The sequence below is a fragment of the Hydrogenophaga sp. RAC07 genome (assembly GCF_001713375.1).
Lineage (GTDB): Bacteria > Pseudomonadota > Gammaproteobacteria > Burkholderiales > Burkholderiaceae_C > Hydrogenophaga.
The window spans coordinates 3,076,267-3,095,044 of the sequence record NZ_CP016449.1; the positions used below are offsets into that span (position 1 = coordinate 3,076,267).

The window sequence follows — 18,778 nt, forward strand, 5'->3', positions numbered from 1 at the left end:
CGCAGGATGGATGAAGCAATTGACAGGGAGAGACGCGATGCCCTCTCCGGGGGCTCCTGCACTTCGGCGAGAGGTCGAGCGCCAGTTCTGGGTACAGATTGCAACCGGAATCACCAGTGAGAGGGCAGCCGAGGCGGTAGGCGTATCGCAGGCGGTGGGCTCGCGCTGGTTCCGGCATCGTGGCGGCATGCCATTGTTCATGTCGAAACCTGTATCTGGAAGGTATCTGTCGTTCGCGGAGCGAGAGGAGATTGGACTTCTGCGAGCTCAAGATGTCAGTGTGCGGGAGATCGCTCGTCGTATTGGTCGAAGCCCCTCAACTGTTTCGCGGGAGTTGACGCGCAACGCTGCGACCCGCAGTGGCAAGCTTGAGTACCGGCCTTCGGTCGCGCAGTGGAAGTCCGATCTGGCCGCCAGAAGGCCCAAGCCTGCCAAGCTCGTGACGAATCAGCGTTTGCGCGACTATGTCCAAGATCGCCTGGAGGGCAAGATCCGCGATGCCCAAGGGCTGGAGGTGGCTGGACCTCGACAGGCTCCTTTCATCGGCCGCAACAAGCCTCATCGTGGTGACCGCAAATGGGTCAATGGCTGGTCGCCAGAGCAGATTGCAAACCGCCTGCAGGTCGACTTCCCGGATGATCCGTCCATGCGCATCTCTCACGAAGCCATCTACCAGGCGCTCTATATCCAGGGCAGAGGCGCCCTCAAGCGTGAGCTTGTGAGCTACCTGCGTACGGGGCGTGCTTTGCGCACCCCCCGGGCCAGGTCCCAAGCCAAGGCATGGGCACATGTCAGTGAAGAGGTGATGATCTCCAGCCGCCCTGCTGAGATAGGAGATCGTGCGGTACCCGGTCACTGGGAGGGGGACCTGATCATCGGCCTGGACAGGTCGGCCATTGGTACGCTGGTGGAACGGTCAAGCCGGTTCACCATGCTCGTGCACCTGCCGCGCGAGGAAGGCTATGGACTGACTCCTCGAACAAAGAATGGTCCTGCGCTGGCGGGTTACGGCGCCATCACCATGGCCAACGCCCTCAAGAGAACAGTGACCAAGCTGCCTACCCAGCTATGGCAGTCATTGACTTGGGATCGTGGCAAGGAGCTGTCCGACCATGCACGATTCACCATTGAGTCTGGGGTGAAAGTCTTCTTTGCCGATCCTCGCAGTCCATGGCAGCGCGGTACGAACGAAAACACAAACGGGCTGCTGCGCCAATACTTCCCCAAAGGCACCGACCTGTCTCGCTGGAGCGAGCAAGAGATTCAAGCCGTGGCACTGACCTTGAACAACAGGCCACGCAAGACGTTGGGTTGGAAGACTCCCGCAGAGGCGCTTAATGACTACCTAAAATCGGCTAACCAACCCGGTGTTGCGACGACCGGTTGAATCCGCCCAGTACACCAGCGACGACTTCCAGCAGTTGCTCAAGGCACAGAGCATCACCTGCAGCATGAGCCGTCGTGGTGAATGCTGGGACAACGCTGCGATGGAGAGCTTCTTCTCATCCATGAAGACCGAGAGGCTCAGCCGCAAGGTCTACCGGACGAGGGAAGAAGCCAGGTCCGACGTGTTCGATTACATCGAGCGCTTCTACAACCCGGTGCGCAAACACTCAAAGCTAGACTTCCTCAGCCCAGTCGACTTTGAGCAAGGCTTAATGGGCTAAGCAAACCGTCCGGGAAACTGGGGGAAGCCCATATAGGCTTCAACCGCCATCAATCCGATAGTCATCCAAATCTGATGCCGAACAGCCCCCCATCCTCCGTGGAATCGGTCAAACGTGTTGGAAGGACGTGGTCATTGAGATCGAAGCCTTCGATGGTCTCCTTGAAGGCATCGTCTTCATTCATCGTCACGATGTACTGAAAGCCCAGCTCCTGAGCGATCTCCGAGCCAAGATGCAACGCACTAATGACCTGGCGGCCGTCGACCCCGTCGAATAGATGGCTGTCATGGATCAGGAACCCAGGCCCAATCCCCCGCTTGGCGCACAAGCGCATGAGCATCATGTCGAAGCAGAAGATCTGCATGTTCTTGATTCCCTTGCTGCGTTCCCCTTGCATCGGAAACTTGAAGATCGGTCCATTCGAGGTTTCATCGATCGTCATGCTTCCGGCTGACTCATACAGCTGTTGAGACGTTTCCTCGAAGGCGACGATGGCCTCCGCCAAGCGGTCTTTCTGCTCGGCGAAGTCACGCCGCAGGCGGATCGTGAGGCGGTTGCGCTCAATATCCAATTCGTTCTTTGTTCCTTCGAGCTGCTCTGCGGCTTCGAAGCGTTGCCGCAACGATTCCACTTCAGATTCCAGTCGCCCCAGTTCGCCTTGCAGTTTGAGAAACTGTTCGAGCGCGCCATGGCTTCTGAGAATGCCCAGAATCTCGCCGCGCCTGTGGTCGAGCTGCGCCTTCTTTTTATCTCGCAATTCGATACGGAGCTTTGCAGCTTCGAGCTCGCTCGACAGGTAGTCTTTGCGATTGCGCACCACCGATTCGTGAAAGCTCTTTACGTCCTCGTAGCGGCGCTTGACCAAGCCTGGTAGCACGACACCTGCCTCCTGATATACCGCCTGGAGGTCTTCATGGTCCGGAGGGACCTCGGAGGCCAGCGCACTTTCCAGATCGCGAATAGCTGAGAAGTCGATGGTATTGGCGTTGGCCAACTCATTGAGCTGGCGAGTCAGGTTGGCGCTTTCGACTTCAAGCTGCCGGTACTCCGGCAAGACTTGGAAAATATCAATCTCCGTGTGAAGCTTCTTGAGACGAGCTTCCTGAATGGTCAGCTCCGTGCGCAAGTCGGCAGCCTTGCCGATGATTGATCCGAACGCACCATTCCCTGCCGCCTTCTTCAGCTCTTCAAGGGTTTTCTCCCGGTCGCGCACTGCTTGCCAGTCGCGGGCGATCTGCCAGTCCAGGCCGAGCAAGAACATGAGCGCCATCTGCATGTCGCCAGTGCCTTGCATCGCGGCCTGCTTTTCCGGCGTCATGAACGCGCCGCTCGCCTGCCGGCGTACGAAATAGGCAAACAGCGACCGGAACGAAGGCGGCTTGCTGCCTGCAGCTTCAAGGCTGCTCAGGCCAAACATCTGTTCGCCGAGGAACGTACCCCACTCGGTGGCCGAAAACTTGACCTTCGCGGCAGGCGGTGCCGTCACGAAGAACTTGGCTTTGGAACTACCGCTTCGCTCAACAACTGTTCGTTCCGACTTCAGATCGAAGTCCATGCCGAATGTGTGCTCAGCCAGCGCCGAGGTACGGAAGATCGACTCTGGGCCGGCTTCGGAGCCCAGCAGAAAGTGCACCAGTTCGATGAAACTTGTCTTGCCAGCGCGATTGCGTGTTTGCTTGGTAGAAGCACCCTCGGTTTTTTGAGCGAGTAGTACGATCAGGCCAGACTTCAAATCTCCGAGATTCTTGAAACTAGGCAGGGTGCTGAAAATGTGATGAATCACGGCGTCCTCCGTGCCACAAGACCGCTTTCAAGTTCGATGGTTCCGAGGGCATGCAGGAGATCGAGGGCGAGCAAGAACCAGTCATACGTCACTCGTCGAGGTGCTGTGGCCAGGACCGCGTCATGCCTGTTCAGTTCCTCCCAAAGTGCAGAGACGGTCTTGGGGCGTGCAAGGAACGTCAGGATATGGGCGCCGACTGTCAGCAACGCACGATCTTGCGGCAAATGCTTGGACGGCAGGATCATGCAGATTCCACCGCTTGAGCATCTTCAAAAATTTCGCACTTGTCGAATAGATACGCCATGACGGCCAACACCGCTGCCTTGTGCGCGGGCGAGGTGTTCGCAACGCCTCCGGCCCACGCTTCCAGGCGACCGAATATTTCATCAGGATGGAACTGAGGCCCTCGATCCCGCAGCCCCACGTATTCGCTCTTGAATGCCTGCGCGATCTGCTCGCCATACGTTGGGTTCTTCCAGCTGTTGAAGAACTGTGCAACGAGCGGCGATTTCTGCATGCCGATCTTCAGGAAGTCGGCCACAGCCTGAGACAGAAGATTGGCCTCGATCTTTCCGCGCGAAACATCCTTCACCTCGCTCGCCGTGGGTACAGGCGTGATGCTGATGTGAGTAAGCACGGCGGCCAGATCGCTGAAGCCCAAATTGACGTTTGCTTCCATCGTTAACGATGGGCCAAACCAGGACTCGAGATCCTGAAGGCTTAACTGACGGAACTTCGCCAGCATCTCTTCGTACCCGCAGTGTCCGATCTTGATCTGTGGGTTGTCTTGCGCGAGCTGGGCCAGGGCTTCGATGATGTGTGGACCCAGACGCCCATCGGGTGCATTGTGAACGAAGGCCCACTCATCAAAGTGTTCTTCCCAATGCTCTTTGGCTCCCCCGAAGTCCTCGTTGATCTTCTTGATGGCATCGGCGGCGCTCAGCTCGTTGGGGGCGTAACTCTGAAACAGGATTCGCGCGGAAGGCAAGTAGCCGTCGTTTTTCCGATCCCCAACGTTCCCCCAGGGCCGGCAAGCCATGAAGTCGTTGGGGTGCACCTTCGACATCAGCTTCTCGAAGAGACGTTGAAAACCATCCCCCTTGGATTCCAAGAAGGCAATGCGGAAGTCCTTTTCGTAATTGAGCTGCTGTATGCGATCCATGCGGTCAGGCCCAGGCCTTGATGTTCTTGGAATTTTTTTAGGCAGAAGCTCGTGGCTTCTTCGCGTCAGGTTGGGCCTGCACACGATTGATATCGAAGGGGAGTGCTTTGTCTGCTGCAATGCGAGTGAGCAGCATCCGAATGGCGTCCGACACGGACAAGCCCATACCTGCCAATACGTTCGTGGCCTCATCTTTAATGTGCCCGTCAATTCGGGCGCGAACGACATCGCTGCTGGTTGCCATTACATACCTCAACATATGCTGTAGCTACATTGTGCTCCATTTGTAGTCCGGTGTGACTCTGCCAAAGGTTTTCGTGTCGTTCGATAGCAGCATTGAACGATAAAAACAGGCTCGCGAGAGTGCCGGGAGGAGAGCGAGTTCACAGAGGAGCAGATGACCTACGTGCGAAAGCAGATTGAGCTGGATATCGGTGTCGAAGCGGTTTGCTGCATGATGGACATCAGCTGTGCCAGTTCGACAAGTGGCTTCAGATGTGCGCTTGCGAAGCCGCTCGCACCGCGAAGCATGCTGCAGGTCGAGCAGGAGACCGCGCTGCGCATCAAGGAGGTGACCATCGACTGGGGCTACCGCCGGAGGACGAGCTCAGCCTCAGACTGGGTGCGGAAGCACACCAAGGGCGGCTTTCCGGCACCTTACAGGGCCTGAAGGAATTCCACGTTACTTTGCTGCAAAGGCGGTGGCTCCGCTCCGTGACTTCGCACGCGCCGGAGAACTGCATCAGTGCGTTGCTCTCCACGAGGGCAAGCGCGAGGAACGGATTCGACCCTGGATGTCACGGCTCGCACTGGCGTTGAGACTTTCGACAGGGCTGCGCACCGCGCTGCCACCCCTCCGCAGCACGTTGGTGAAGATCATGGTCATTGCCACATCCGCGTGGCCCACGGGTTCCTTGCCGCCTTTGAACTTGCGGACGTAGATCGCCCGGTGCCCTAAATCCACATGGCATGTGGATGCCGCGGCGCCAAAGCCTGCGCTGGTCGGCGGTCATGTCGAAGAGTCGCTGAACGCACTGCATCACCGCGGTCTTGGCGCTGCCGTTGGCGCCGGCCAGTGCCGTTAGGGAGCATCGAGCGAAAGCTTGGTCCCCTGACGACCGAAGCACCGGAAGTTGGCCCGCGTGACCTGTTCGATGTACATGTTCTCTCCCTGCCGGCGCGAACGTGCACACACACTTGACACAGGTGTTTTTTTGACTGCCTTAGCGGGTGGTGCCGGGGCGCCCCCGGCCATCCTCTTCCGAGGGCATCGCCTCATCCTCCCGGTCCCAAACGTCTCGGACGCTCCTCCACTCCGCCATTTGGGCCTCGTCAAACATGAAGCGGCCGGCTACCTCACCCTCGATTCCCGGCTCAGCATGCGGAAAGAACTTTTCCAGCGATGCCGACAGGAACGCAGCGTTTTCCTCCACGAACCAGCGTAAAGACAGGAAGTCGTGGGTAACGCGTAGGAAGTGCTGCTCTGAAACGCGGAAAACGCCAGCCGAGAAGTCCTCAGCGTCCTGCGAAATCTGAAATGCCCAGGTGCCGTCGAACAGCGCCACCGCATGGACGCCGGCCTGGCGGAACAGCTCCTTTGCGTGCATCACGTCAACCACCACAAAGATGAGCACCTCCCGCTGGATGAACGCTAGCGTGTTGCCAGTGTCCAGCGTCAGCGTAAAGGGCAACATGTGCCACCACGTCGAGTCCGGCGTGGGATGCACCACCAGGCGCCCCTTACCCAAGAACGGCAACAGCAACTCATCCAGAACGGCTGTCTCCCGCCCTGGCTCGAGGCGTGCTACGTGGACTGCGACGTACCACAGGCCTGTCTCAGGCTCTGCCATGGCAGTGCCGTTTAGCATGGCTTGGCGGATGCAGTCGTTCATCACGCCCTCGAAGGTCGCCTCCTCCACAAGGAGCTCGGTTCGCCTGACGTTGGGCGCACCCCGGAAGTTTTCAGCACGGTCGTTCCCATAGAAGTCGGCGAGCGCCTGCAGCTGGCTTATCTGACGCTGGGGCCGCTCGCGCTTCGTGCGAGAAGACTTAACCTCGATTGGCAATGGGTCAGGGCCGCCCATTGCACACACGTCGCCGTGCCGAATGATGTTGGTGATGTCGGCGAGCAGAACCGGCACACCGGCCCTGATACCACTGCAGAGCACGCGGTACTCGCGGGCGAAGCCCTTCTTCCCAGTCATGAAGCCGGGTTGCTGCTTGGCCTGGTACTTCTCGTCAAACATGAGGTGCTTCAGCGCGTACTTCGACTGATACGTGAAGGCAATGCCATCGCCGAAGCAGCGGAGCAAGAACATGATCTGATGGAGGTCGTCAACTCGGTCGTCAATGGCGGCTGTCAGTGCCTTGACCGCAACGGCGCGCTCCTTCGGCAGCCTCGACTTGGCCTTCATCCGGGTCAGCCGATGACGCGCACGCTTCAGCCGCAGGACGCGACGCTCGACGCTCAGAACTGCGCGTATCAGCTGTCGCTGTAGTGCGTGCAGCGGGCCCAGTTCCTTCGAGTCACGCTGAAGGCCTTTCAGCTGCAGTGACAGACCGCGGAACAGCTCCTGATACCTCGGGAAGCGCATGGCTTAGTATTTCTTGGCGCCAGCCACCACCTCCAAGTAGTACCACTTTCTTACCATCTTTTCGAACTCGGCCATCTCATCGCCCCCATGCTTCGCCCGAGCCGCCTCACCTGCGTCCAACGCGGCCAGGAGCGTGGGCTGCTGAAGCTTCTTGAGACCGTTTATGAAACGGGTTCTGGCCCGAAACATCGTTCGCACGACGTCCGGCGGCGACGGGTCTCGGAGCCCCTCATCGTCCTCGTCTTCCTGGCCTTCGTTCCCGGTCCTGCCGTTCTTAGGTTCTTTGTCCTCCAGGTACTCCAGCTTTCCCCAGTCAACCTTCTCCTCCTTCGGCTCTTCCAACTCCTCCGACTCCTCTGCTGGCGACTCTTGAGGTTGCGCGGCGGGCTTCGACTCTTTCGGCATGGCCGGAGGCGTTGACGCTTCCCCCATGACACGGTCGAACAACTCCGGGTACTCATGTGGCCGGCCCACCTCTCCGACGGTCTCCAGAACCCGCCAGACTTCCTTGGGGATGGCGTCCAGTTCCTCCTTCGTTACCTCCAGCGCAACGAGCTTGGTAAGCTGCTCTGGCGTCAGGTGGGGAAGGGCCAGCTCAACGTCGACGTAGCCAGACAAGCCACGGACCGCCAGGATGCGATTCACGGCCTTCTGGAAATCGTTGCTCGACAGGTCGTACTTCTGGCGAAACTGCTGCTTGACGGCATCAAAGACTGACGACTTTGTCCAGGAGCTTCTTGGAGGCAGCGCCTTTGCGAGCTCAACAAGCTTCTCCCGCGAAAGCTTCGACGTGAATGAACCCTGCTGGTACTCATAGACGAGCGCGCCCACGTAGTTGTCGAAGTCCTCGGTGGCGGCAAACAGTCGTTTGAGGCCTGCCTCCAATGTGCCGAGGTTGATATGGGAGACCTCCTGGAGGTGGAGCTCTTTCTCGTTCGACCGTCGATATCTGAACGTCTGCCCTTGGCTGTCGAAGGCATCCAGCTCCCTGATAGCACCCTCAATGAGCTCCAGGCGCTCACGTAGCGTCGAATCGGTCTTGTCGCAGACCCTGAACAGCTCATCGAGCAGCGGGGCGAGCTTGTGGTCCCTCAGCACAGTTCTGTTCACGTCAATGTCGCGAACCTCGGCCAAGCGAGCGATTTGGCGTTTCAGGAAGAGCTCAATGTGATGCCGAGCGCTGAAACAAATGGGATAGACCAGCGCATCCATGTAGGCGCCAACATCACCCTCGTCCACGAGGTCCTCGAAAGAGCCTGCCGATTCCTTTGGACGCGGGGGCTCGATGGCTGTGTGAAGCAGCGCCATCGCGGCCTGGGCGAAGCCGAGCACATAGGCGTGGTCACCCAACTGGCCCCCATTCGTACCGACGCATGCATTCAAGAACGGGTTGGGTCCGTCGGTAAAGAGAGGCACGTGAGCTGTGGGCGAAGTCTCGGGTTCTTTCATCGGTTTCGAACAAAGCTATGGAGGTAAAAGGCGGCCGCAAAGAGCAGTTCCAGAGCACGGGCTTCGACGCCAGGCTGTGGGAACTCTACATCTTCGCCATCTTCGCCATCTTGGCCGTCCGCTGAGCTTGCACGTTGAGCGACCGCTTTACGGCGTCGAGTTAATCAAGTCGAAAGACCGGACCCGCTGCACTACGGTCCTACGGCAATGAAGATGTGAAGGAGAGCGGCGGTCCGAATTCGACCGATCATCTCAGTCCCCGCATTGCCGGCTTGGTGTCGATAATCGGTGTTTTCGATACCTGCGACCGCACCACCGGCCGCAGCACCCAAGCTATCGCGAAGATCGCGCAGGCCCACTCTGTTCGTTTGATTGCGTGCTCCATGCCTGAAGAGGCGGGCGCCTGCGGCAAGGGGAACAAGGCATGCAGGTAGGCTTCATGGAGCACTCTCCCTGGAGCCCCCGCGGGAATGCCGCAATCAAAGCCAGATTGAGAAGGACGCGCCATTTTGAGCAGGCCATGGCGGCTGCCTTGCCGGCCGGCTGCACTTGGCTGGTTCGAGGTAGCGGCACCCTTTTATTGACTTTTATTCCGATATTGATAAATTATCCATATCAGAATAAAATGGGATAAACATGATCGCCTTCCCCCGCACCGCCCTGGCCGACGAACTGGTGCACCAACTCCAGGGCAAAACCGCCTTTGGCGACGCCCAGAACGGCCTGTTTCTGGCCGCGCCCCGGCGCACCGGAAAAACCACCTTCTTGCGTGGTGACCTGTGTCCAGCGCTGGAGAAAGCGGGCGTGGTGGTGGTGTACGTGGACCTCTGGGCCGACGCCACGCGCGACCCCGGGGTGTTGATTGCCGATGCCATTGGCCGCTCCCTGCAGCCCCATCTGGGTATGGTCGCCCGCACCGCCAAGAAGGCCGGGCTGAACAAAGTGAGCTTGGCCGGCTGGCTGGACGTGGACACCAGCCGCATCGGCAAGCTGGACGGATTGACGTTGGTGGACGCCCTGCGCGCACTGCACGAAACCGCAGGCAAACCAGTAGCGCTTGTGATTGACGAAGCCCAGCACGCGCTGACCAGTGAGGCAGGCGAGGCGGCCATGACAGCGCTGAAGTCGGCCCGCGACCAATTGAACCGGCCAGGCGTGGTGAACCTGATGCTGGTGATGTCAGGCTCGGACCGCGACAAGCTGCTGCGCCTGGTGAACACCAACGGCTCGCCGTTCTATGGCTCGCAGATCAAGACCATGCCGGCACTGGGGCAAGACTTCATTGCACACATCGTGCAGCTGATCGAAGCGCAGCGCCCGGAGTTGGCACCGGTGGACCAGGCCACGCTCCAGGCGGCATTTGAAGGCTTTGGCAGCAGGCCGCAGTTCTTCATGGAGGCGCTGGGCCAGGTGCTCAGCCCGCTGGCGGCGCTGACAGGCCGCTTTGAGCCCGCCATGCTGCAGGCCGCTGCGCAGCGCCAGCAGGACGATGAGGGCCAGATGGAATCAGACTACCTGGGCCTGAAGCCGCTGGAGCAGGCGGTGCTGTGGCGCATGCTGGAGCAAGGCCCTCGCTTCAGGCCGTATGACGCCGAAGCGCTGCGCTTCTACCGCGAGAAGACCGGGCGCGACAAGGCGGTGACACCGCAGCAGGCGCAAAACGCGCTGGAGTCCCTGCGCCAGCGCATGCCGGCGCTGGTGTGGAAATCGGCACGAGGGGAATACGCCGTGGAGGACGCGGCCATGCACCGCTGGTACGAAACCCGGGGGACGGCCGGGACCTGGCCACCGCTGAGCCGGCAAGGCAATCTGCTGCAACACACCGAGTAACCCGACAGCGCACAGCAGTGACGCCAAACCGACGACACAAAAAATCAGGAGGCATGTCATCAAAAAGGTCCACAAAACCGGAGCGCACCACCCGGCACCTGCTGAAGCTGTTTCAACGAAACAAGTTCTCCTTTTCTGAAACTTGCGACACGTATACGGATTCATGTCGTTTTCGGCGACATGAACGCCAGGACATGAAGCCCACCGCACCGGCGAGTATGTCAATGCCGATACCGTGATTGAGCAGTTGCAGCGCAAGCTCGATGAAGCGCGCAACCGTACCGCGAAAACCCAGGAGTGAGCTTTCGGGTTCGATTCACTCGCGGGGCTGAGGCAGATCTCGAGCTTCTCTTCGACTTCGTACCTGAGCGTGAGTTGGCGCGAGACGGCTTCAGATGCGGTCGTCACGGCAGTGCGTGATCAACTCGAAGACGACTATCACTGGCCTGTAGCACGGCCATGATGCCGGCCGCTCTTCGAGGCTGCGGATGGAAAGCGAGGACGACTCTTGCATCAAAGCGCCCGGTCACCCCGCCGTCTTTGGAAGCCGACGTGTACTGCCATGCCACTCGAAGCCGTCGCCCTTGGGCACACGCATGAACCCTTGGTTCTTGAGCTTGAGACCATTCACCTCGTAGCCTTCGGTCTTGAGAAACGGCTTGTCAACGCCGCTGAACGAGGCGTTGACTGTGTAGCTGCATTTGACGGCCCCTTTGATCGCCTCTTCAGCCTTTGAGCCCATGAAGGCGGCCGCACGGGTCAGTTGCTCCATCTCCTTGCTGGATGGGGTTGTGCAGTCGAGGTCCGTGATTTCAACTGTGCGCAGCTTGACGTAGCCATTGCTGGCCGTCCTGGAGTGCCACGCCTTGACGTCTTCTGAGGAGGGGTAACCGTTCGATCCAGCGCCACATGCGCTCAGCACAGCTGCGACGCCCAATGTGGTCAGGCTCGAGCGGCAGGAGGAAATGATTTTCATGGTGGTCCATTGCTTTGGTTGGTTTATGAACAGAGGCGCACTCGGCTGCCTCTCTTCAGAATCTCAAACAAAGCATCGGAGTCAAGAGACCCAGGACAGATTTTCTTGTCGGTGATCGCTGGCCAACCCACTCGCTTCATCGGTGGGCCATGGACGGCAAGGCCAACACCCTGCCACCCCAAATCGGCTGAGAAGGCCGGGTCATCGAGATCAGCACCAACCTCACGAGAACTGTGACGTCGTTCTGTGCAACTCCGAGGACATACGGCTGAGGTGAACTGAGAACCACCCAAATCCGATCCTCTCCTGCTCCAATCTCAACCTGGGTTGGATGCGATCGAAGCGCAGTTCGTCATAAACCGCAGCCTCCTCCACCGTCAGGCTCGACAGCTCGTGGCGTGCAGGCTCAGTCTCCTCGCCCCATTGCAAACGATGTGCGAGCAGCGTCTCACGGTCCATCAGGAAAGACGATGCGTGGGGAAAGTAGCTACGCAACTGATGAAGGATGGCAAAGCCATGGGTGTCGATGTCACCCCAGTAGGACAAGTGGCTTCGGTGCAGCCATGCAGCCCGCGCCAACGGTTCCCAGCCGTAGCCCGCACCAAACACAACGATGGCTCTCGCCACCGGCGGGAAGGCAAGAAAATTGGTCTCGTTTTCCGTGATGAATATGTGATCAACGGGCAGCTCGAGCGCAGCGAAGCTAGAAGCGTCCAGCGTGATATCCGGCAACCCCTGGCAACCCGACAAGCTGGGCAGGGTTGGATCGAGCAATCGGAAACGAATCCGCACCGGCTTGTCCAGGAAGCCAAAACGGCGGGCGAACTGTGATGCCCCGCTCGCACTGTTGTCAATCATCTCGGGCGGTAGCGCCAGGTCCAACAGCTCGGTCAACACCCCCCGGTGGACCTCGATGAATTTGCTGTCCACACCTGGCGCGTCCACCTGCCGCAGGTAGACGCCGGGACTTGGATGAGCCTGCAGCCAATGAACAACCGCCAAGAGGCGATCCCACCGATCGATCAGATCCAGGGCCTGCAGCGGACGCCGGGACATCCAATCCAGCAGCCTGGGTTGCGCGATCGCGGTCCGTTGCCACATCGCCTCGAAGCGTTGTGCCTGACTGGTTTTTCCGATCAAAGCCAATGCCAACTGAAGCGTGTCGATCCAAACGGCAGACGGCAGACGCTGGGCTCCCTGTACCCGATGGTTCCAATCTCGCCACTCAATCCGCACATGAGGAGTGGCGGCGAAGGCACTCAACCAGTCCCGCACGGCCTCGAAGCGATCAGAGAGATCGCCTGCGCTGGGCACCTTCAGCGACAGACGTACGGGCCAGATCACAGAACTCGAAACCGAAGATCGCAGCAAGTCCCCACGATTCCACAAGCGTTGAACCTGGGCGCGAAGGTCTTCCGTTGTCGTCCAGTTCATGTCACTGCGCCTCCAGCAGCTCTGGTCGCAGCGTCTCCTGCCATCTGGCTTTCTGCCTGAATTTCCGCTTTCTGCGCGCGATACTCTTCAATCGACAGGCAGCGCAACTTGGAATCCCGCCCTCCTTCGTTGTGGACGAAGCCAACACTGGCCACGAAAGGTTCGATGATGTGGATCTTTTGCAGCGGTGTGACGATCAGCAGTTGCAGATTGAGTTGCTGGAACAAGCGAAGCCCGTACTGCGCCGACTCGTCCGAGCCGCGCCCAAACGCCTCATCGATGACGACGAAGCGAAACGACCGCGAACGCACGGCGCCCCACTCCAGCCCGAACTGGTAGGCCAGGCTTGCGGCCAGCACGGTGTAAGCGAGCTTCTCCTTCTGCCCACCGGACTTTCCACCCGAGTCGGAATAGTGTTCGTGCTCCACACCGTCAGCACGCCAACGCTCACTCGCAGAAAAAAAGAATCCGTTGCGCACGTCGGTCACCTTGGCGGTCCATCGCCGGTCGGCATCCGACAGTCCCTCTCGCCCACGAAATCGGTCAATGATGCCTTTGACCTGCAAGAACTTGGCCTCCGAATACTGCTCATCAGATGAGCCCGTGAGCGCACCCTCGGTACAGGCACGCAGATCCTGCTGGAAGTCACGGATCTCCGCATCAGGACTGGGCTGGGCCACCAGCACGATGAAGCGACCGGGGTTGTAGTCGATCACCTGAAGCGATTGATTGATCAGATCAACACGCTCCTTGATCGTCTCGCGCTCACGGGCGAGCTGGGCGTTGAAGTTGGCGATTTCATTGATGGTGTTGACGTTGAGGAGCTCCTTGAAGCGGGCTTCAAACCGCGGCAGGTCATCGCTCTTCAAACCATCAAGCATCCGTTCGTACTCGAGCAGCGCTGCCAGGCTCACATCCATCTCGACCGTTTCTGCCTTGAACTCCTCCTTGAAGCCACGCATGGCGTTCACGATGCGCTCGGTCAAACGTGCCAGGCGCTTGTCCTCCGCGTCGATGCGCTCCTGCAGCCATCGACGCATGTCCTGCTCGCGGTTGTCGCAGGACTCCACGGAGAGCTGATGCTCGCCGAGTGCCTGAACGCGCCAGTCGTTCAATCGATCAACCCGGGGGCCATCGAGCGGCACGGCATCACAGACAGCACTGGCCAGATTCCGCAAATCTTCGGCCGCCGTGTGCTTGGCTCTTACTTCGCCGCGCTTGCCCAACGCATCGCCATGCTTGGTCTCTGTTTCGCTCAGTCTGACCTGAACCTCTTTCAACTGGCGGCCCAGCTCCTGCAGGGTGTCCGACGCAGCCTCAAGTCGTGCGTGCTCCTCTGCGAGGTTCGCGATCTGTCGCGCCAGGCTCATCCAGTCGATGTCTGCGAATCGCGAGAACTCCTCCAGGCGGGCCAGCGTCTCCAGTCGGCCATTCAGCTCCGAGCGTGCATCGCCAATCTCACCCATGCGCTGGCCCAGTGTGGCCAGCTTGTCTTCCAGGCGCTCGCGCTGGTCACGCAAGGCCCGCAACTTGTCAGCGTTGCTCCAGCCCAGTACGTAGCGGCTTCGGTCGTCGATGCGGCTGCGATCGTCCTTCTCGTGGCGGCCTGACGGATCCTTGATCTGCCCCGAGCGTGTGATGGCGCGGGTCTCGCGGCGAAACTGCTCCCCCGAATCGCAACAGGCCACATCAAAACGATTGCGAAGTTCCTGCTCCAGCCACTCGTAGTGCGGCGAATCGGGTTTAACGACGAGCTTTCTCACCAGCGACTGCGGATGAAGGCTGGCACCCTGTCCAGGCTTCTTCGGTCGCACATGGAAATACACCAGGCGCGCGCCCAGGTGCTGCCTGTCCACCCATTCCGCAACAGCCTTGTAGTGCGCGTCCGGCACCAGCAACGCGACGCCGAAGCCTCGCAACAGCCGCTCCGCGGCACCCTCCCACTCGCGCTCATCCTCGCGCACCTGGATCAATTCACCCGCGAAAGACAGGTCGCCTTCGTCAATCGAGAGTGCGGCGCACAACGCATCACGGATGCGAACCTGGGCAGCATCAATATTGCTCCTGCGCCGCTGAAGGCTGTCGATCTCCTCGGACAAGGCTGTGTGCTCTTCACGTCCCTTGCGAAACGCAAAATCCTCCTCGCGCTCGCGGTTGTCCAAGTCTGCGATGCGTTCGCGCAAGCCTTCCGCGCGAGAAGCGATGGCTTGTTGCTGATCGAGAAACATTGCCTCGTCGGTTGGCGATATCTCGTCAATGCGAGCCAGCAATGTGGTGTGGCGATCGGCCTTCTGCTGGCGCTGAGCTTTTTCTTGCTCCAAGCGGCGAATGTCGGCGGCCAGCTCCTCCAGCCGGTTGCCACCGTTCTCGCGCAGGTTGCGCTCCAGCTTCGCGATTTCCGATCGCTCGGTATCGCGCTGGGCGCCCAAACGTTCGAGTTGGACATCAAACCGGGAGGCGTCCTCTTCAAGCAGCTCCAGCCGCCGATCCAACAGCTCCACCTTGAGTCCTGCGAAATACGGGTGCAGCGCGTCTCGCCCATCGCGCCAGCCCTGGATTTCCGAGACCAAGGCACTGTGGCGACGCCCGTCCTCGACCAGGGGTGTCAGCAGCTCAACCTGTCGTTTGGTCTTGAGCACCGCTTGATGGGCGCGGTCCAGGTCGTCAAAGTGGCGGATCAAGGCCTCGATGCGGCTGCCCACATCAAACGGTTCCAGCATGTGGCTGCGCACGAAGTCGGTGAGGTTGCCCACCGATTTCATCGAGACCGTCTGGTGAAACAACTCCAATGCCTGTTCGTGCTCAATACCGAAGCGACGACGGAACCAGGCGCAGTAAGGCGGAAAGCTGTCGAACAACTCACAGCCCGAGGCGCGCAGCTTCTTGCGCAATGCGGTGATGTCGCTGCCGAAGTGGGCAAAGTCCTCAGCGATGCTCATCGGCCGCTCGGTCGCCACGAACAAGCGAGCAGGTTGGCCTTGAGGATCCTTCAACCAGAACACTTGGGCCAGGGTCACCGCCTGGTCGTAACCCTCGTTGCGGAAGACGCCGAGGATGACCGAATAGCTTGACGCATCACGCAGCGCCACGGGTCGGGCGCTACCGGTGACCTCGTTGCGCTCGCTCTTGTAGTGACCAAGCACGTAGGAGCGCAGGCTGCGCTCGCGAGCATCCGCTCCTGCAGCCTTGTTGTAGGCCACGCGGTGCGCAGGCACCAGCAACGTGGTGATGGCATCGACCAAGGTGGACTTGCCCGAACCAATATCGCCAGTAAGCAGGCCGTTGCGGCCTTCGAGGTTGTATCGCCAGACCCGCTTGTCGAAGGTGCCCCAGTTGAGCACCTCCAGTTGATGCAAGCGAAACCCTACCCGGGTGTTGTCGTCCACAAAATCCAGTGACAGCGAAGGCGACTCAAGCATCGGCCGCCCTTTCGGTCTGGGGCTTGCCAGAGACAGCGCCGGCCAGCGCCGTGCGGTAAACCTCCAACCGCGCGTCGAAGTCGGCCAGCCACTGCGCGTCGACAAAGGCTTTCAGAATGCGCCGCACTTCGTAGTTCCCCCTGTCCAGCCCGCTGCCGGCTGCGGGTTTGAGCCGACGCAGAAAGCCCAGATCGACCACCTTCGTGATGGTTGCGTCCACTTGATCGATGAGCCGAGCTTCGTTCGTCCGATCAGGCAAGAACACCCGCATCAGCTCGGACATCTCGTCGCGCGATAGAACCAGGCGGGTGTCGCCTCCTCCGGCGTCGAACTCTGCCATGCGCTTTCGCAGCAAGGCCAGCATCAAGCTCACCGGGTAGGACAGGGGGCGCCGCGCGACGAGCCGGGGCAACCGAGGTACGCCCTCCGACTCGTCTGGGTCGGGGCGACTCTTGAGAAACGCGTAACCCTCGGCTTCATCAAGAACCAGGTCGAGCAGCAGCACCGCTGCTTGTTCTCGCACCCGCGCCTGCAAACGAAAGAGGCTCGCCCACAACCGCTCATCATCCTCACGGTAGAGCACGCCCTTGAGCAGGTGCACCATCAGTTGCGTCAACTCGGGCACCGCCGGCAAAGTGGCCAGTGGAGCACCCTCCGGCGGGCTCTCGTGCAGCGATTCAGTCATGTTCTTCTCCCTTCCAAACCACGACGACGGACGTCATCGCGTGAAGATCACACGGGGCAGACGCGCCTCGCGCGTCACCGGCTCACCCATTGGATTGCTCGCCATCCACCGGATGGGCTCTTCAACAGTTTCGTCAACAACAGCACGCACGCCATCCACTGATGCTGAGCCACCGCCAACGACGTCACCGTCGTGGGCCAGCTCCAGATAGGCCACCAATTCAGCCAGCCCTTGTTGTAGTGGCTCGTCGTTGATCAACTCACGCAACGTGATCTGCGCCCGCACTCGAAGCGCATGCTGGACCGTTGCACGCAGGCGCGCCTTGTCCACAACGATCTGGTCGAACAATCGAGCGGTGTTGATGTCGTCTTCTGCTGGGTCCACCTCCAGCGCGAGATCAGCGAGACGCGGCTTCACACTCAGCGTGAACATGGGTCGCTCCAGTGGAAGCTCAACGTCTGCCCCCATCGCATCGATCGTCATCAAGCCAACGGTGGGGGGAGCAGTCCGCAGGGCCAGCGCCTTGCTCTCAATGCCGTGCAGCAAGTCGAGGATGCGCCGATTCTCCAGAAAGGCCCGGTCGTCCAGAAAGCGGCGCAGCTGTTGCGACAACTGAGCCACGGTGCGCTGCGTGTGTTCGCCGGCTTCAAGCCAGTCGTGATGCACGCGGCGGGTGCGCGGCTCGGGCTTCAATGCAGCCACCACGGGTAGCGCCAGTATCTGATCCAACCGCGCTGAGAGTTCCTCCTGACGGCTGCTGGACATGAGAAAGTCCCAGAAGGCGCGGAAACTGCGGCCTTGGTCCGAGTCGCCAATCGCATCGCGCTCGCCCATGATCTCGTCGAGCAGCGCTCCTTTGGAGCCTTCCCAGAGAGCAATCTTCTCGCGCACCTTGCGATCGAGCAGGCGAAAGTTGTGCTCCACCTCGCGGAAATCGGACAGCAGTTCTCGGGCGAGCTGTTGAAACTGCTGGAAGCGGTCCTTGACCGCTGTGTCGTCCAGCGCGGGCGCATCGCCGGCCAGAACGCGGGCGATCTCTACATCGAGTTCATCTCGCTTCTTGCGCAGGTCGTCGACCCGTTTGATCGGATCAGTCTCGGTGCCAGCGCTGATCTGCTCCAGCAGCGCAAACAGCGTCAGCAGGCGTGACTCGGTTCCCACGAACGCCCGTTCCGTGAGCGACCCCAACCATGCGATGGCTTTCTCGGTGGCCGGTGTCAGGTCGAATTGCGCCTCGTCGGTACCGGGCTTGTAGAACTTTCTCAGCCAGCCCTTGTCGGCAGCCGCCCAGTCGTTGAGGTACTCCGAAGCACCTTTGGGATAGGTCTCGGATCCGAGTTGCTCTCGCAAGACAAAAAGTTCGTCCTCCAGCGCCTCGGCCAGGTCGGCCTCGCTGATGACGCGCTCGTTCGGCGCCACGAAGACCCGGTGCAGGAAGTTGGCAACCAGCGGCGCATGCGGCGAGGCCAGCAACCTCCAGGCGGGGTGGCGGTCCCGAAGCGTGACGAGGGTGGCGTGGTTCACAGCGGTCCACTCACGGGCTCAATCCTTCAACAGGTGTCATGGGCGCAATTTCGATGGGGTCCAACCTTTGGCTGCGAATATTGCCAAAGTATCCCATTGCCCGATCAGACACTTGCTCGCAGCCATTGCGGCAACGAAGCCGTGAACATCATCTCCATCGTGGGCGAGGGAATTTTGGTCGGAGGCGCTTGATGAGCAGGTCTCTGCCGCAGTGACTGGGCTGGCACTGGGCGGCTGCGCAGCCCGACCAAGGCC

Annotated in this window: 14 protein-coding genes and 1 pseudogene; 4 read left to right on the plus strand and 11 right to left on the minus strand. The window is 60.1% G+C overall.

Going from position 1 to position 18,778, the window contains the following annotated elements:
• Window positions 1-10: 10 nt before the first annotated feature.
• Both BSY239_RS14390 and BSY239_RS14395 read left to right on the plus strand, forming a co-directional pair.
• The gene (locus BSY239_RS14390; protein ID WP_083239989.1) at window positions 11-1,387 is read left to right on the plus strand and encodes an IS30 family transposase; all 1,377 of its coding nucleotides are present in this window, start codon (window positions 11-13) and stop codon (window positions 1,385-1,387) included.
• Window positions 1,388-1,391: 4 nt separating this feature from the next.
• Window positions 1,392-1,667: pseudogene (locus BSY239_RS14395) on the plus strand (IS3 family transposase); the annotation flags it as partial.
• 61 nt (window positions 1,668-1,728) lie between these two features.
• Here BSY239_RS14395 and BSY239_RS14400 read toward each other — a convergent pair.
• Genes BSY239_RS14400 through BSY239_RS14415 form a run of 4 tightly spaced genes read right to left on the minus strand, consistent with a single transcriptional unit; the run spans window position 1,729 to window position 4,871 of the window.
• On the minus strand, window positions 1,729-3,450 hold the full coding sequence (locus tag BSY239_RS14400) for an ABC-three component system protein (protein ID WP_069047393.1): 1,722 nt from the start codon (window positions 3,448-3,450) through the stop codon (window positions 1,729-1,731).
• Window positions 3,447-3,695, minus strand: a complete 249-nt coding sequence (locus BSY239_RS14405; RefSeq protein WP_069047394.1) for an ABC-three component system middle component 6 — start codon at window positions 3,693-3,695, stop codon at window positions 3,447-3,449. The genes BSY239_RS14400 and BSY239_RS14405 overlap by 4 nt, the downstream gene beginning before the upstream one ends.
• Window positions 3,692-4,612 carry an ABC-three component system protein gene (locus BSY239_RS14410; protein ID WP_069047395.1) on the minus strand — a complete coding sequence of 307 codons (921 nt, stop codon included), beginning with the start codon at window positions 4,610-4,612 and terminating at the stop codon, window positions 3,692-3,694. Before BSY239_RS14410 ends, BSY239_RS14405 begins: the two co-directional genes overlap by 4 nt.
• Window positions 4,613-4,649: 37 nt before the next feature.
• Window positions 4,650-4,871, minus strand: coding sequence for a type II toxin-antitoxin system RelB/DinJ family antitoxin (locus BSY239_RS14415; RefSeq protein WP_442905745.1), 222 nt, complete (start codon window positions 4,869-4,871; stop codon window positions 4,650-4,652).
• Between the two features lie 138 nt (window positions 4,872-5,009).
• On the opposite strand from BSY239_RS14415, the gene BSY239_RS14420 reads away from it, so the two are divergent.
• Window positions 5,010-5,282, plus strand: a complete 273-nt coding sequence (locus tag BSY239_RS14420; RefSeq protein ID WP_069047397.1) for a hypothetical protein — start codon at window positions 5,010-5,012, stop codon at window positions 5,280-5,282.
• Between the two features lie 553 nt (window positions 5,283-5,835).
• On the opposite strand, the gene BSY239_RS14425 is transcribed toward BSY239_RS14420, so the two are convergent.
• Together BSY239_RS14425 and BSY239_RS14430 are read right to left on the minus strand one after the other, a co-directional pair.
• Entirely contained in the window at window positions 5,836-7,206 is a 1,371-nt protein-coding gene (locus BSY239_RS14425; protein WP_069047398.1) for a hypothetical protein, read from the minus strand.
• 3 nt (window positions 7,207-7,209) lie between these two features.
• Window positions 7,210-8,556 (minus strand): hypothetical protein, encoded by a 1,347-nt coding sequence (locus BSY239_RS14430; RefSeq protein ID WP_069047399.1) that lies wholly within the window; start codon window positions 8,554-8,556, stop codon window positions 7,210-7,212.
• Between the two features lie 735 nt (window positions 8,557-9,291).
• Here BSY239_RS14430 and BSY239_RS14440 point away from each other — a divergent pair.
• The gene (locus BSY239_RS14440; RefSeq protein ID WP_069047401.1) at window positions 9,292-10,485 is read left to right on the plus strand and encodes an ATP-binding protein; all 1,194 of its coding nucleotides are present in this window, start codon (window positions 9,292-9,294) and stop codon (window positions 10,483-10,485) included.
• 526 nt (window positions 10,486-11,011) lie between these two features.
• On the opposite strand, the gene BSY239_RS14445 is transcribed toward BSY239_RS14440, so the two are convergent.
• The 5 genes from BSY239_RS14445 to BSY239_RS14465 all read right to left on the minus strand — a co-directional run bounded on the left by BSY239_RS14445 (window position 11,012) and on the right by BSY239_RS14465 (window position 18,523).
• Entirely contained in the window at window positions 11,012-11,461 is a 450-nt protein-coding gene (locus tag BSY239_RS14445) for a hypothetical protein (RefSeq protein WP_069047402.1), read from the minus strand.
• 222 nt (window positions 11,462-11,683) lie between these two features.
• Window positions 11,684-12,895: a DUF3322 domain-containing protein gene (locus BSY239_RS14450; RefSeq protein WP_069047403.1), complete on the minus strand. Its 1,212-nt coding sequence runs from the start codon at window positions 12,893-12,895 to the stop codon at window positions 11,684-11,686.
• Complete coding sequence (locus BSY239_RS14455; RefSeq protein WP_069047404.1) at window positions 12,892-16,314, minus strand: ATP-binding protein; 3,423 nt, start codon at window positions 16,312-16,314, stop codon at window positions 12,892-12,894. Before BSY239_RS14455 ends, BSY239_RS14450 begins: the two co-directional genes overlap by 4 nt.
• On the minus strand, window positions 16,307-16,999 hold the full coding sequence (locus tag BSY239_RS14460) for a DUF4194 domain-containing protein (RefSeq protein WP_069047405.1): 693 nt from the start codon (window positions 16,997-16,999) through the stop codon (window positions 16,307-16,309). Before BSY239_RS14460 ends, BSY239_RS14455 begins: the two co-directional genes overlap by 8 nt.
• A gap of 33 nt (window positions 17,000-17,032) precedes the next feature.
• Window positions 17,033-18,523: a DUF3375 domain-containing protein gene (locus BSY239_RS14465; protein ID WP_069047406.1), complete on the minus strand. Its 1,491-nt coding sequence runs from the start codon at window positions 18,521-18,523 to the stop codon at window positions 17,033-17,035.
• Window positions 18,524-18,778 lie beyond the last annotated feature (255 nt).